Genomic DNA, 12,839 nt, shown 5'->3' with positions numbered 1-12,839 from the left:
CCCTCATTGCACCTGACGAGATTTCAAAAATGTACGACTGGCTGAACGCTCTGCCCAAGGCAGAATTGCATTTGCACCTGGAAGGTTCGCTGGAGCCTGAGTTGCTGTTCGCCCTGGCCGAACGCAACAAGATCGCCCTGCCATGGAGCGACGTCGACACCCTGCGCAAGGCTTACGCCTTCAATAACCTGCAAGAGTTTCTCGACCTGTATTACCAGGGCGCCGATGTGTTGCGCACCTCTCAGGACTTCTACGACCTGACCTGGGCCTACCTGCTGCGCTGCAAGGCGCAGAACGTGATTCACACCGAACCGTTCTTCGACCCGCAAACCCATACCGACCGTGGCATCCCGTTCGAAGTGGTGCTCAACGGCATCGCCGCCGCACTGAAGGATGGCGAACAGCAACTGGGTATCACCAACGGGTTGATCCTCAGCTTCCTGCGCCACCTGAGCGAAGACGAAGCGCAGAAAACCCTCGACCAGGCACTGCCATTCCGCGATGCGTTTGTCGCCGTGGGCCTGGACAGTTCGGAGATGGGCCACCCGCCGAGCAAGTTCCAGCGAGTGTTCGATCGTGCACGCAGCGAAGGCTTCCTGACCGTGGCGCACGCCGGTGAAGAAGGCCCGCCCGAGTACATCTGGGAAGCCCTCGACCTGCTGAAAATCCAGCGCATCGACCATGGCGTGCGCGCCATCGAAGACGAGCGCTTGATGCAGCGGATCATCGACGAGCAGATCCCGCTGACCGTGTGCCCGTTGTCGAACACCAAACTGCGCGTGTTCGATCACATGTCCCAACACAACATCCTGGACATGCTCGAACGCGGTGTGAAGGTCACGGTGAACTCCGATGACCCGGCGTATTTCGGCGGGTATGTCACCGAGAACTTCCACGCGCTGTACACCGATCTGGGCATGACCCAGGATCAGGCCAAGCGCCTGGCGCAGAACAGCCTGGATGCGCGGTTGGTGAAACCGTAAGGTTCACCAAATAAACCTGTGGGAGCGAGCCTGCTCGCGATAGCGGACTGACGTTCAACATTGATACTGAATGTTATGGCCTCATCGCGAGCAGGCTCGCTCCCACAGGGACTATGTTCAGCCAACGACCTCTGCCTCACTCAACTCTTCCAGCGTCTTGCCCCGGGTCTCCATCCCGAACATCCACACCACCCCCGCCGCAATCGCAAAGCACATCGCTCCCAACGCAAATACCCCGCCCTGCCCTGTCATCGGGAACACCAGCCCGGTCACCAATGGCCCGAGCAACGACCCCACGCGACCGATGGCCGAAGCAAACCCCGAGCCCGTGGCCCGTGCCGACGTCGGGTACAACTCAGGGGTGTAGGTGTAGAGCACCGCCCACATGCCGAACAGGAAGAACTGCATCAGCAGCCCCGAGGTAATCAACAGGCTGACGTTGCCGCCGAACACCGCACTCTGGCCATAAAGAAACGCCATAACCCCGCCGCCGAGCAACGTCACGACACACACCGGTTTACGCCCCCACCGCTCCACCAGCCAGGCAGCCATGAGGAAACCGGGAATCCCGCCGAGGGAAATCAGCACCGTGTAATACACCGACTGGGTCACCGCGAAACCCGACTGTTGCAACAATGCGCTGAGCCAGGACGTCAGGCCATAGAAACCCAGCAAGGCAAAGAACCACACGCTCCAGATCATCATCGTGCGCTGGCGATATTGCGGCGACCAGATCTGCCGCAGCGCAGAGAAGAAAGTACCCGGGTGACTCGCCACCTGTGGCAGACGAATCGGCTCAGGCAAATCCGCACGGCCCAGTGAAGCCCGAACCCGCGCTTCGATGCGGTGCAAGACCTTGTCCGCCGCGTCATGATGCCCGGCCTGTTCCAGCCAGCGAGGTGACTCGGGAATAAAAAAACGAATCGCCAGGACGAACACCGCCGGTACCGCCAACACCAGAAAAATGTCGCGCCAGCCAATCACCGGCAACAGGAAGTACGACAGTACCCCGGCGGCGACGAAACCGAGCGGCCAAAAACCGTCCATCAACGCGATGTAACGCCCACGGCGTTTGGCTGGAATCAGCTCCGACAGCATCGACTGGGCTATCGGAAACTCCATGCCCATACCGATCCCCAACAGGATTCGGAACAGTGTCAGCGTTTCGACATTCTGCACCGTGGAGCACAGATAGCTGGCGATGCCCCACAACACGATGCTCCACTGAAACACCGGTTTGCGCCCGAAGCGATCGGCCAACATGCCCGACAGCGACGCGCCCACGACCATACCGAAGAAACTCGAACTGGCCAGCAACCCGGCCTGTGCCGTGCTCAAGCCGAACTCGGTTTTGATCGAGCCGAGCAGGAAGGTCATCATCGCCAGGTCCATGGAGTCGAAGAAAAACGCCAGGGCAATGATGATGAAAATGATGCGGTGATAACCGCTGACAGGCAGCCGTTCCAATCGTTCTGCCGCGCTGAAGCTTCGTGTTTCCATGCCACATTCCCCCAATCCGAAAGTCCCCGGATCGAGTGTGCGCGATAGCGGATGGGGGTTATTGCTGGATGCGACCTGGCCACAGCTCTGAACGACGCCTGAAACCCAGGATCCCGGACGTCGCGCCTCAATGGCTCTAAAGCGCCAGTTCCAGCTCGGTTTCCTTGGCGAATCGATGGATTTCACGTTGCCCCGCAGCGGTGATCTGCAAGGCTCGCGAATCGTTGGGCAGGCTCAGCCAGCCGGACTGCATGAACAGCTGCAACAACGCCGCGCCCAATGAGCCACCCATGTGCGGACGTCTTTCGCTCCAGTCCGGGCAAGCGCAGGCCACTCGACCGTTACGGTGGGCCAGCGCCTGGATGAACACACCGCGTGTCGCCAATTGCGTGGCGCCCTTGTGCGTGATCATGACCCGCTGATCGAATTGTTCGATCCAGCCAGCATCCAGCAGGCGTTGATAGAGATCGGCGGCCAGGGTGCCTCCCAGGTGATCGTCGCAAAGCCTGGCCCGCAACAGTGACGACGGTGCCGCTTGAGGTTTGGCGATTGGGCTCGGGCGCTTGAAGATGTCTGGAATGTCCTGGGGAGTACTGGCCAGGGTAGCGCTGGCCAAGGCTTCTATCGCGGCACCGATTTCAGGTGCGGCAAGCCGGAAAAACCGTTTGCGTCCACGGGTTTCGACTTTCAACAGACCTCCGGCGGACAAACGCCCCAAATGCGCACTGGCCGAAGACGGCGACAGGCCGGCCAGCAATGCCAGCTCTTCGGTCTGTCGCGCCGAGCCGTCCATCAAGGCCCACATCATTGCGCTGCGCTTGGGGTCAGCCAGCAACGTGGCGATCTGGCTGATGCAAGGTGCATGTTCCATGTATTCACTCCCTGTTGAATCGTTTCGTCTACTGCTCAGAGACATCTTGACCAGTAATGTGTCGTCGGCCAAGACGCGAAAACCGCCATAAACCGGCAAAGCCACCCACTCACCCAGGCCATTGCTTCGCGGGTGCAGCGAAGGACCGGTGATGACCATGGGGGCTGACCGAATCGAACGCGAACTCGCCATTGCGAGGTCGACGGTGCGTACATGAGGCGAGCGCTAGTATAAGCGGGTTAACCGCCGGTTCCTGCCCTCGGGAATCCATTGGTGGTGATAGTTGCTGACAGAAATTTCGCTATTTGCCTGCGACTAATGATCAATACCCGATATCGTCGGAAATTGACTGCTTATCCGAGCGCATCGGCTGGCAAGCATTTCCCGCAAAAGGTTCACCGGCTTACTCAATTGTGCGCGATGGGCGCACAGCAAATTCAGCGGTGCGCGCTCGCAGAGCAGCTCCGGCATCAGCACTTTCAACCGACCGGCCAGCACATCGGCGGCGACATCGAGCCAGGACTTGTACGCAATCCCCGCCCCCGCCACGGCCCACAGACGCACCACATCGGCGTCGTCACTGAAGCGATCGCCACTGACCGTCAGGCTCACTTCGCGTTTGCCATCGTGGAAACTCCAGTGATCGTGAACCCGGCTACCGAGCATGAACAACAGGCAATTGTGCTGAGCCAGTTGCTCCAGCTGCCGGGGTTCGCCATGCCGGGCCAGATAGCTCGGCGCAGCACAGAGCACACGGCGGTTCTGCGCGGCGATGGGCAACGCCACCAGGCTCGAGTCTTCCGGTTCGCCGTAACGCAAAGCAATGTCCACCGGTTGACGGAACAGGTCGGCGATGCGGTCACCCAGCAATAACCGTACGGTGAGTTTCGGATGCTCACGCTGAAATTCGTCGAGCCACGGCAACAGCAGGTTGCGACCGAAATCCGAAGGCGCCGACAGCTGCAGAATCCCGCTGACCTGATCCTGCCCGCTGGCCAGCAAGCGGCGACCCTCATCGAGATTGCTCAAGGCTGCACGGGCGTATTCCAGAAAGCCCTCGCCTTCAGCGGTCAGGCGCAAGCTGCGGGTAGAACGGGCGAGCAAGCGTGCGCCGAGTTGTTGTTCGATGCGCTTCAATGCCGCACTCGCCACCGCCGCCGACATATCCATCCCCCGCGCCGCCGCCGACAGACTGCCCAGGTCTGCGGCTCGAACGAACAACTGCAAGTCATCGAAACGCAACATCATCAACTCGATTATCAAAAAAATATTGAAAGAGACTGCTCTTTTAGCCGGTTTTATCTTGCAGAGAAATAACCAATCATCTCTCCCATTGAAATCATCCCGTTTCCGGAGTCGACCATGTCCCAGCCGTTTACCGCTATTGCCACCCTCATCGCTAAACCCGGTCAGCAGGACGCCCTCGAACAGCATCTGCGTGCGCTGCTGGAACCGACGCGCGCCGAAGCCGGTTGCAGTCAATACGACCTGCATCAAGACCTCGCCAATCCCCTGGCCTTTTACATGATCGAACACTGGAGCGGCGACGAAGCCCTGCAAGCCCATGACGCCAGCGCCCACATTCAGAACTTTCGCGCCAAGGCCGGCGACTTCCTCGAACACTTCGACCTCAAGCGCCTGCGCACCGTGGCTTGATTCCTTCTTCCAGCACTTTCCAGGAGCCCCACATGAAAGCCGTTGCCTACTACGCCTCCTTGCCCATCAGCGACGAAAAGTCCCTGCAAGATATCGAACTGCCAGAACCGGTCGCCGGCCCGCGCGACCTGTTGGTGGAGGTCAAAGCCATCTCGGTCAACCCGGTGGACACCAAGGTTCGCCAAAACGTCCAGCCTGAAGATGGCGCGGCAAAAGTGCTGGGCTGGGACGTGGCCGGTGTGGTCAAGGCTGTCGGCAGCGAAGTGACCTTGTTCAAGGCCGGGGACAAGGTGTTCTACGCCGGCTCCATCGCCCGTGCCGGCGGCAACAGTGAATGGCATGTGGTTGATGAGCGAATCGTCGGCCATATGCCGAAAACCCTCGGTTTCGCCGAAGCCGCCGCGCTGCCGCTGACCGCCATCACCGCGTGGGAACTGCTGTTCGAACGCCTGCAAGTGCGCGAAGGCAAAACCGATGAAGGCCAGAGCCTGTTGATTGTCGGTGCCGCCGGGGGTGTCGGTTCGATCCTCACGCAACTGGCCAGCCAGCTCACCGGGCTGACAGTCATCGGCACCGCTTCCCGTTCGCAAACCCAAAGCTGGGTGCGTGACCTGGGCGCCGACCAGGTGATCGATCACAGCCAGCCGCTGAGTGCAGAACTCAAACGTGCCGGGTTCGAGCAGGTGACCCACGTCGCCAGCCTGACCCAGACCGATGCACACTTGGATCAACTGGTAGAGGCGTTGGCGCCGCAAGGCAAACTGGCGCTGATCGATGATCCGAAGTCGCTGGACGTGACCAAGCTCAAGCGCAAAAGCCTGTCGCTGCACTGGGAGTTCATGTACACCCGCTCGCTGTTCGAAACCGCAGACATGATCGAGCAACACAAACTGCTCAACCGCGTCGCCGCGCTGATCGATGCAGGCACGTTGAAAACCACGGTCGGCGAGCACTTCGGAACCATCAACGCGGCCAATCTGCGGCGTGCCCATGAGTTGCTGGAAAGCGGCAAGTCCAAGGGCAAGATTGTGCTTGAAGGGTTCTGAAGAGCCGCCTTTGCAGGAGCTGGCGAAGGCTGCGATCTTTTGATTTTGCTTTTAAAAATACAAGATCAAAAGATCGCAGCCTTCGCCAGCGCCTACAGGGTACGACCGAAATATCCGGGATGACGCCGATCCCTGTTGCCGTCAGTCAGAGAGTTGACCGTTGTCACAATTGCGATCGTATTCAGGTCTACAATCGACATCTCTGTGGGGCAATCTTTTACGTGACGTCTTTTACGAGAGGAGATCGGTAATGAATATCCTGATAAAAGAAGTGGCAAAATCTCAGTGGCAGGTCCGCCTGGATCAACACGCTGTGACGTTCCGCAGTGAAGCCGAAGCCCTGGCCTTCACTAAAACGCTTGAAGCACGCTTGCACGCCCCCCATCAGATTCCCGACCGTCAGCATCGCACTGCTGGCTGAGTCCGTCCTCAGACCTGGGCTTGCGTCAGCGCCCGGGCATTTTGCAGACGGCGGGTGAGCATCGCCGCGCTTACCACCAGAATTGCGCACAAGCTGATGACCATGGCCATCGGCATGGCGCTGCCGTCGTGCAAAACCCCCACCAGCGTTGCGGCCCCGGCGGCGACGCTGAATTGCAGACAACCCAGCAACGCCGAGGCACTGCCCGCCCGTGCGCCCTGCCCGCTCATGGCGCAGGCCGAGGCATTGGGAACAATGCAACCCAGGCTGGCGATGCAGATAAACAGCGGGATCAACAACGGCCACAAGTGCACGGTGTGCAACGAACTGACCGCCAACAGGGCCAAACCGCCCGCCAGATAGAACCAGACGGTACGCGCCAGTAAAAAGGCCGGACCGCGCTTGGCCAGCATCCGGGCATTGACCTGGGCCACCAGAATGAAACCCGCCGCGTTAATACCGAACAACCAGCCGAAATGCTCGGCCGGCACGCCATAGAGTTTGATGAACACGAACGGTGAACCGGCGATGTAGGCAAACATCCCGGCGATGGCGATGCCACCGGTCAGTGCATGACCGAGGAAGATCGGGTCCGCCAACAACCGACCATACTGACGCAGCGCGCCCGACAACGGTTGGCGCGGCACATGGGCCGGCAGACTTTCCGGCAGCCCGAGGGTCACCGCCAATCCTGCCAATGCACTGAAACCGGTCAGCACAAGAAAGATCGATTGCCAGCCCGACGTATTGACCAACAACCCGCCCAGCATCGGCGCAAGAATCGGCGCCAGGCCCATCACCAGCATCAATTGTGAAAAGACTTTCGCCGAACCTACCGCATCGCATTTATCGCTGACCACCGCCCGCGAAATCACCATGCCCGCGCAACCGCCCAGCGCCTGGACGAAACGTGCGCCAATCAGCCACTCCAGACTCGGCGCATAAGCACAGGCCAACGACGCCGCGGTGAACAAGCCGACACCTGCCAGCAAGGGAAGGCGTCGCCCAAAGCGATCCGCCACCGGACCGTACGCCAGTTGGCCAATGGACAAACCGAGGAAATAGGCCGCCAGGGTCAGTTGAACGTGTTTTTCGTCGGTGCCGAAAGCGAGCGCCATTGCCGGGAATGCCGGCAGGTAGAAATCGATCGCCAGCGGACCGAAAGCGCTCAAGGCGCCGAGAATCAGGATTGTGCGAAAGTTCATCAGGCGTCCAGGTTAGGCATGCAGGTTGGCATGGATCGGCAGGCCGACAGTCTAGCCGGGCGAGGACGCCTTGAACATTCCGTTAGGTCGCTAACTATTAAAAAACTCAGGCCAGTTTGACGCCATAACCCTCTTCGCTGATCGCGGCGATCACCTGCTCGGCTGTCAGCGCACTTTCAACGCCGACTTCTTTTGCCGCCAGATCGATACGCACGCTGGCTGCGGGATCCTTGGCTTGCAGCGCCTGGGTGATGGCCTTGACGCAATGACCGCAAGACATGCCTTCAACGTTGAACACTTGCATGGGATGACTCCTTTAATGAAGCCCACTGATGAGGGTTGGGGCCAGTCTCGAGCTTGCCACCATGGCAAGGTCAAGTTCTCAAGCAAGCTGCCGGGCTGGCATTCGGCGCCGCGCTCGGCCAAGCTGCGTCCATCTATGACTCGACATCAGGAGATTCAGCCATGCGCTGGTCAGCTCTCAGCCTGTTTGGCTTCCTCAGCCTATTAGCCGCGACACCTTCGGTTCAAGCCGCCGGGGAGGATTACGGTGTGCTGATCATTTCCCGCGAGCGCCTGGAAGTGTCGACTTCCTGCGAGATCGGCGTGTACATCCAGGATCAGTTATCGGCGCGGCTGTTCCAGGAACAGAGCACCTCGTTCAACCTGCCGCCGGGCAATGTGTCCCTGCGCCTCAAACTGTTGCCAGGCCAGGCGCCGGGCTGCAACCCGGGCATGCTCGCGCCGGGATCGCAGAACATCACGCTCAAGGCCGGGGATGTGTTGAAGTTCCGGATTGCGATGACGCAGGAAGGGATGTACCTCAAGCCTGCCGCCCTCGAGTATTGATCACCACCTACCCGTAGGAGCGAGGCTTGCCCGCGAAGAGGCCATAAGAGTCAGCATTGATGTTGAATGTTACGGCCCCTTCGCGGGCAAGCCTCGCTCCTACGATGTTCATATGGCGCTTGACCTTGCCCGCATGGCAAGGTTGATCCTGTAGGCAATTTCTACAGGGAGCGTGACCGATGTCCGAATCCACCACTTTCGATCTGCCGATTGCCGGCATGACCTGCGCCAGTTGCGCCGGACGTGTCGAGCGTGCCTTGAGCAAAGTCATTGGCGCCACGGCCGTCAGCGTCAACCTCGCCACCGAACAGGCCCGGGTTCAAGCACCCAGTGACAGCCTGCCGGCCTTGATGGACGCGGTGCAACAGGCCGGTTACAGCGTGCCGCAACAGTCCCTGGAATTGAGCATCGACGGCATGACCTGCGCGTCCTGCGTCGGCCGCGTCGAACGGGCGCTGGCCAAAGTGCCGGGGGTCAAAAGTGTCAGCGTCAACCTGGCCAACGAACGTGCGCACCTCGAACTACTCGGCCAGGTCGACCCGCAAACCCTGATCGGCGCCGTGACCAAGGCCGGTTACTCCGCCAGCGTCTGGGAAGTCGAACGCCCGCAAGTCGATAATCAACAGCTACGCCTGCACCGGGAACGCTGGGCTTTGCTGGCGGCCATCGCCCTTGCCCTGCCGCTGGTGCTGCCGATGGTGCTGCAACCTTTCGGCGTGCACTGGATGCTCCCGGCGTGGGTGCAATTTGCTCTGGCCACCCCCGTGCAGTTCATCTTCGGCGCGCGCTTCTATATCGCCGCGTGGAAAGCCGTGCGCGCCGGTGCCGGCAACATGGATTTGCTGGTGGCCCTGGGCACCAGCGCCGGCTACGGCTTGAGCGTTTACGCGTGGGCCACTGCAGCCAGTCGCATGCCGCACCTGTATTTCGAGGCCTCGGCGGTGGTGATCGCCTTGGTGTTGCTGGGCAAATACCTGGAAAGCCGCGCCAAGCGCCAGACCGCCAGCGCCATTCGCGCTCTGGAGGCCTTGCGCCCGGAACGAGCCATTCAGGTGATCGATGGCCGCGAGCAGGACGTTGCGATCAGCGCTTTGCGCCTCAACGATCTGGTCATGGTCAAACCCGGCGAACGCTTCCCGGTGGATGGCGAAGTGGTGGACGGCCAGAGCCACGCCGATGAAGCCCTGATCAGCGGCGAAAGCCTGCCGGTGCCAAAACAACCGGGCGACAAGGTCACCGGCGGTGCCATCAATGGCGAGGGTCGGCTGCTGGTTCGAACCTTGGCGCTTGGTGCAGAAACCGTGCTGGCGCGGATCATTCGCCTGGTCGAAGACGCGCAAGCGGCGAAAGCGCCGATCCAGAAACTGGTGGATAAAGTCAGCCAGGTGTTCGTGCCTACGGTGCTGCTGATCGCGCTGGTGACCCTGATCGGTTGGTGGCTGTACGGCGCGCCGCTGGAAACCGCTTTGATCAATGCGGTCGCGGTATTGGTGATCGCCTGCCCTTGCGCACTCGGGCTGGCCACGCCGACGGCCATCATGGCCGGCACCGGTGTGGCCGCGCGCTACGGGATTCTGATCAAGGATGCCGAAGCTTTGGAGCGTGCTCATGAAGTCAGCGCCGTGGTGTTTGACAAGACCGGCACGCTGACCTCGGGCACGCCGCGTATCGCGCATTTGAGCGCCATCGAGGGTGACGAAGCGGCCTTGCTGCAAATGGCCGGTGCGCTGCAACGCGGTAGCGAACACCCGCTGGCCAAGGCTGTGCTGGATGCCTGCACCGAACGCGGCTTGACCGTGGCTGATGTCAGCGACAGTCAATCGCTGACCGGGCGCGGCATTGCCGGCAGCCTCGAGGGTCGACGATTGGCGTTGGGCAATCGGCGTCTTCTGGAAGAAAGCGGCCTGAGCGCCGGGCCATTGGCTGACTCCGCCAGCGCCTGGGAAACCGAAGGCCGGACCCTGTCCTGGCTGATCGAACAAAGCCCCAAACCACAAGTGCTGGGCCTGTTCGCCTTCGGTGACACACTCAAACCCGGCGCCCTGCAAGCAGTGCAACAGCTGAATGCACGGAACATCAGCAGCCACCTGTTGACCGGTGATAACCGCGGCAGCGCCAAAGTGGTCGCCGAGGCGCTGGGCATCAGCGATGTCCACGCCGAAGTATTGCCGGCGGACAAAGCCGCCACCGTCGCCGCACTGAAAAAAACCGGCGTGGTGGCGATGGTCGGCGACGGCATCAACGACGCACCGGCGCTTGCCGCGGCAGACATCGGCATCGCCATGGGCGGCGGCACCGACGTCGCCATGCACGCGGCCGGGATCACCCTGATGCGCGGCGATCCACGGCTGGTGCCGGCGGCGCTGGAGATCAGCCGCAAGACCTACGCAAAGATTCGGCAGAACCTGTTCTGGGCGTTCGTCTATAACCTGATCGGCCTGCCACTGGCGGCGTTCGGCTTCCTCAACCCGGTACTGGCCGGCGCGGCCATGGCGCTGTCGAGCGTCAGCGTGGTGAGCAATGCGTTACTGTTGAAAACCTGGAAACCCAAAGACCTGGAGGACAACCGATGAACATTGGCCAAGCGGCCCGCCAGAGCGGTCTGAGCGCGAAGATGATCCGCTATTACGAGTCCATCGGCCTGCTCAAGGCGGCCCATCGCACCGACAGCGGCTACCGGGTCTATGGCGACGACGATCTGCACACCCTGGCGTTCATCAAGCGCTCTCGGGATCTGGGCTTTTCACTGGAAGAGGTCGGCAAACTGCTGACCCTCTGGCAGGACCGCCAGCGCGCCAGCGCCGATGTGAAGGCGCTGGCCCGTCAGCACATCGACGAGCTGAACCAGAAGATTCGCGAACTCGGCCAACTGCGCGACACCCTGCAAGACCTGGTAGAACATTGCCACGGCGACCACCGCCCGGACTGCCCGATCCTCAAGGAGCTGGCGTCGGGCTGCTGCGCCGAACCCGCTCACTCCTGAGCGCCAACCCCTTCGCCACCAGCAACGTGGTGAGGGGAATGCCGTGGAACAACAGCACCACCGCGCCGGGCGTCCACCACGAATAGAACGGCGCGGCGATCAACATGCCAATGCCGAACCCGGTCATTTGCAGCAGCGTCAGAAAGCTGAAAATCGGCAGGCGCAGATTGTCCGGTTCACGTTGCAGGCGCGACATCAGGCCGACTTCCGAGAAGCCGTCGCCCAAGCCCGCAGGCAACGAGAACAGCAGCAAGCCGTAAAGGGTCTGCTGCTGAAACATCAGGATGAAGCCGCAGGACATCAGCAACACGCCGAAGAAAAATCGCCGTTCAAGGTGGGCGTTGTCCGTACCTTTCAGGCGACTGGCGATCCTCGCTCCGATGAATTTTCCGATGGCCCAGACCGCCAGCATCAGGCCCAGGGTGGTGCTGGCCGACTCGGGTGTCAGCAGTTTTGAAATGATCGGGAGGCCGACGTTGTGCGCGGCGCTGCCCAAAGTGTCGGCCATGGCAACGGCCAGCATCGCCGTCAGCACCGGCGCCGTGCGCAAACCCTGACGCAGGGCCGACCATTCGCCTTGTTGGTGAAGGGGCTCGTCACTGAGTGCCGGTCTGGAAAACCGCAGCGGCACAATCAACAACGCCGCCAGCAGGTAAGTGGCCACGTTCAGGGCAAACACCGTTTCAAAGCCAAACCCCGCCACCAACAACCCCGCCACCAGACTCCCACCGACCATCGCCGCAGACGATGCAGAGGTTATCCAGGCGTTGGTCTTGAGCAGTTGCGCCTTGTCGATCATGTGCGGCAATTGGCTGTTGAGCCCGATGGCGAACATCGAGTTGCCGAACCCCAGGCCGAACGCGATCAGCGGTAACAGCAGCGCTTGTTGGGTGACTGGCAGTACCAGCAGCAGCCCCAGCAAACCGGCGCGCAGCAGGTCGAAGGCAATCAGCGGCAGGCGCCCGGCCCAGCGGCGATAGAACCGGGTGCCAATCAGGCTGGCAAAGATTCCCCCGGCGACACGGCTGGCGAGAAAGATACCGACGCTCATGGCGCTGTTGCTGAGCAGGTAAACGTAAGTGGCCAGGGCGACCATGTTGAGGAAAGCGCCGAAGTCCGAAATCAGCCGGGCGGCGATGATCAGTCGGGCATTGCGGGTGGATGGGATGTTCACAATCAATCCTTGAATGTGGGGATGTTCCTGGCCCTTGTAGGAGCTGCCGAAGGCTGCGATCTTTTGACTTTGCTTCTTAAAACAAGATCAAAAGATCGCAGCCTTCGGCAGCTCCTACAAGGAGATCAGAGGATTGCAAAAAACCCGGCCG

The 12,839-nt window shown here is 60.9% G+C and carries 13 protein-coding genes; 7 read left to right on the top strand and 6 right to left on the bottom strand.

Features of this window, described 5'->3' with window-relative positions:
• Positions 1-29: 29 nt before the first annotated feature.
• Positions 30-983 carry an adenosine deaminase gene (locus KGB14_RS02830; protein ID WP_223484000.1) on the top strand — a complete coding sequence of 318 codons (954 nt, stop codon included), beginning with the start codon at positions 30-32 and terminating at the stop codon, positions 981-983.
• A gap of 117 nt (positions 984-1,100) precedes the next feature.
• Here the strand turns inward: KGB14_RS02830 and KGB14_RS02825 are convergent, their stop codons facing one another.
• The 3 genes from KGB14_RS02825 to KGB14_RS02815 form a co-directional block, all read right to left on the bottom strand.
• The gene (locus KGB14_RS02825) at positions 1,101-2,483 is read right to left on the bottom strand and encodes an MFS transporter (RefSeq protein ID WP_223483999.1); all 1,383 of its coding nucleotides are present in this window, start codon (positions 2,481-2,483) and stop codon (positions 1,101-1,103) included.
• Positions 2,484-2,619: 136 nt separating this feature from the next.
• The gene (locus KGB14_RS02820; protein WP_223483998.1) at positions 2,620-3,354 is read right to left on the bottom strand and encodes an ArsR/SmtB family transcription factor; all 735 of its coding nucleotides are present in this window, start codon (positions 3,352-3,354) and stop codon (positions 2,620-2,622) included.
• Between the two features lie 315 nt (positions 3,355-3,669).
• Positions 3,670-4,599 carry a LysR family transcriptional regulator gene (locus KGB14_RS02815; RefSeq protein WP_223483997.1) on the bottom strand — a complete coding sequence of 310 codons (930 nt, stop codon included), beginning with the start codon at positions 4,597-4,599 and terminating at the stop codon, positions 3,670-3,672.
• A 117-nt stretch (positions 4,600-4,716) separates the two neighbouring features.
• Here KGB14_RS02815 and KGB14_RS02810 point away from each other — a divergent pair, with 117 nt between their 5' ends.
• From KGB14_RS02810 to KGB14_RS02800, 3 genes are all read left to right on the top strand, one after another.
• Positions 4,717-5,010: a putative quinol monooxygenase gene (locus KGB14_RS02810; RefSeq protein ID WP_223483996.1), complete on the top strand. Its 294-nt coding sequence runs from the start codon at positions 4,717-4,719 to the stop codon at positions 5,008-5,010.
• A 32-nt stretch (positions 5,011-5,042) separates the two neighbouring features.
• Positions 5,043-6,056, top strand: a complete 1,014-nt coding sequence (locus KGB14_RS02805; protein WP_223483995.1) for a zinc-binding alcohol dehydrogenase family protein — start codon at positions 5,043-5,045, stop codon at positions 6,054-6,056.
• A gap of 250 nt (positions 6,057-6,306) precedes the next feature.
• Positions 6,307-6,477: a hypothetical protein gene (locus KGB14_RS02800; RefSeq protein WP_223483994.1), complete on the top strand. Its 171-nt coding sequence runs from the start codon at positions 6,307-6,309 to the stop codon at positions 6,475-6,477.
• Positions 6,478-6,485: 8 nt separating this feature from the next.
• Here the strand turns inward: KGB14_RS02800 and KGB14_RS02795 are convergent, their stop codons facing one another.
• Together KGB14_RS02795 and KGB14_RS02790 are read right to left on the bottom strand one after the other, a co-directional pair.
• Complete coding sequence (locus tag KGB14_RS02795; RefSeq protein WP_223483993.1) at positions 6,486-7,682, bottom strand: multidrug effflux MFS transporter; 1,197 nt, start codon at positions 7,680-7,682, stop codon at positions 6,486-6,488.
• A 106-nt stretch (positions 7,683-7,788) separates the two neighbouring features.
• On the bottom strand, positions 7,789-7,986 hold the full coding sequence (locus tag KGB14_RS02790) for a heavy-metal-associated domain-containing protein (protein ID WP_223483992.1): 198 nt from the start codon (positions 7,984-7,986) through the stop codon (positions 7,789-7,791).
• A 161-nt stretch (positions 7,987-8,147) separates the two neighbouring features.
• Here KGB14_RS02790 and KGB14_RS02785 point away from each other — a divergent pair, with 161 nt between their 5' ends.
• The 3 genes from KGB14_RS02785 (at position 8,148) to cueR (ending at position 11,514) form a co-directional block, all read left to right on the top strand.
• A complete protein-coding gene (locus KGB14_RS02785; protein WP_223483991.1) occupies positions 8,148-8,531 on the top strand; it encodes a hypothetical protein in 384 nt (127 codons plus the stop codon).
• A gap of 179 nt (positions 8,532-8,710) precedes the next feature.
• The gene (locus KGB14_RS02780; protein ID WP_223483990.1) at positions 8,711-11,104 is read left to right on the top strand and encodes a heavy metal translocating P-type ATPase; all 2,394 of its coding nucleotides are present in this window, start codon (positions 8,711-8,713) and stop codon (positions 11,102-11,104) included.
• The gene (gene cueR / locus KGB14_RS02775; RefSeq protein WP_007907120.1) at positions 11,101-11,514 is read left to right on the top strand and encodes a Cu(I)-responsive transcriptional regulator; all 414 of its coding nucleotides are present in this window, start codon (positions 11,101-11,103) and stop codon (positions 11,512-11,514) included. The genes KGB14_RS02780 and cueR overlap by 4 nt, the downstream gene beginning before the upstream one ends.
• Here the strand turns inward: cueR and KGB14_RS02770 are convergent.
• Positions 11,468-12,682, bottom strand: a complete 1,215-nt coding sequence (locus KGB14_RS02770; RefSeq protein ID WP_223484014.1) for an MFS transporter — start codon at positions 12,680-12,682, stop codon at positions 11,468-11,470. The genes cueR and KGB14_RS02770 overlap by 47 nt on opposite strands.
• Positions 12,683-12,839: the final 157 nt, after the last annotated feature.

Source organism: Pseudomonas sp. A-RE-19 (assembly GCF_019956555.1).
Lineage (GTDB): Bacteria > Pseudomonadota > Gammaproteobacteria > Pseudomonadales > Pseudomonadaceae > Aquipseudomonas.
This window is presented reverse-complemented; position numbering and strand designations above follow the sequence as displayed.

Bases quoted from the DNA above. Each gene is read 5' to 3' on its own strand.
- KGB14_RS02830 (WP_223484000.1), top strand. From the start codon at position 30: ATGTACGACTGGCTGAACGCTCTGCCCAAGGCAGAATTGCATTTGCAC.
- KGB14_RS02825 (WP_223483999.1), bottom strand. From the start codon at position 2,483: ATGGAAACACGAAGCTTCAGCGCGGCAGAACGATTGGAACGGCTGCCT.
- KGB14_RS02820 (WP_223483998.1), bottom strand. From the start codon at position 3,354: ATGGAACATGCACCTTGCATCAGCCAGATCGCCACGTTGCTGGCTGAC.
- KGB14_RS02815 (WP_223483997.1), bottom strand. From the start codon at position 4,599: ATGTTGCGTTTCGATGACTTGCAGTTGTTCGTTCGAGCCGCAGACCTG.
- KGB14_RS02810 (WP_223483996.1), top strand. From the start codon at position 4,717: ATGTCCCAGCCGTTTACCGCTATTGCCACCCTCATCGCTAAACCCGGT.
- KGB14_RS02805 (WP_223483995.1), top strand. From the start codon at position 5,043: ATGAAAGCCGTTGCCTACTACGCCTCCTTGCCCATCAGCGACGAAAAG.
- KGB14_RS02800 (WP_223483994.1), top strand. From the start codon at position 6,307: ATGAATATCCTGATAAAAGAAGTGGCAAAATCTCAGTGGCAGGTCCGC.
- KGB14_RS02795 (WP_223483993.1), bottom strand. From the start codon at position 7,682: ATGAACTTTCGCACAATCCTGATTCTCGGCGCCTTGAGCGCTTTCGGT.
- KGB14_RS02790 (WP_223483992.1), bottom strand. From the start codon at position 7,986: ATGCAAGTGTTCAACGTTGAAGGCATGTCTTGCGGTCATTGCGTCAAG.
- KGB14_RS02785 (WP_223483991.1), top strand. From the start codon at position 8,148: ATGCGCTGGTCAGCTCTCAGCCTGTTTGGCTTCCTCAGCCTATTAGCC.
- KGB14_RS02780 (WP_223483990.1), top strand. From the start codon at position 8,711: ATGTCCGAATCCACCACTTTCGATCTGCCGATTGCCGGCATGACCTGC.
- cueR (WP_007907120.1), top strand. From the start codon at position 11,101: ATGAACATTGGCCAAGCGGCCCGCCAGAGCGGTCTGAGCGCGAAGATG.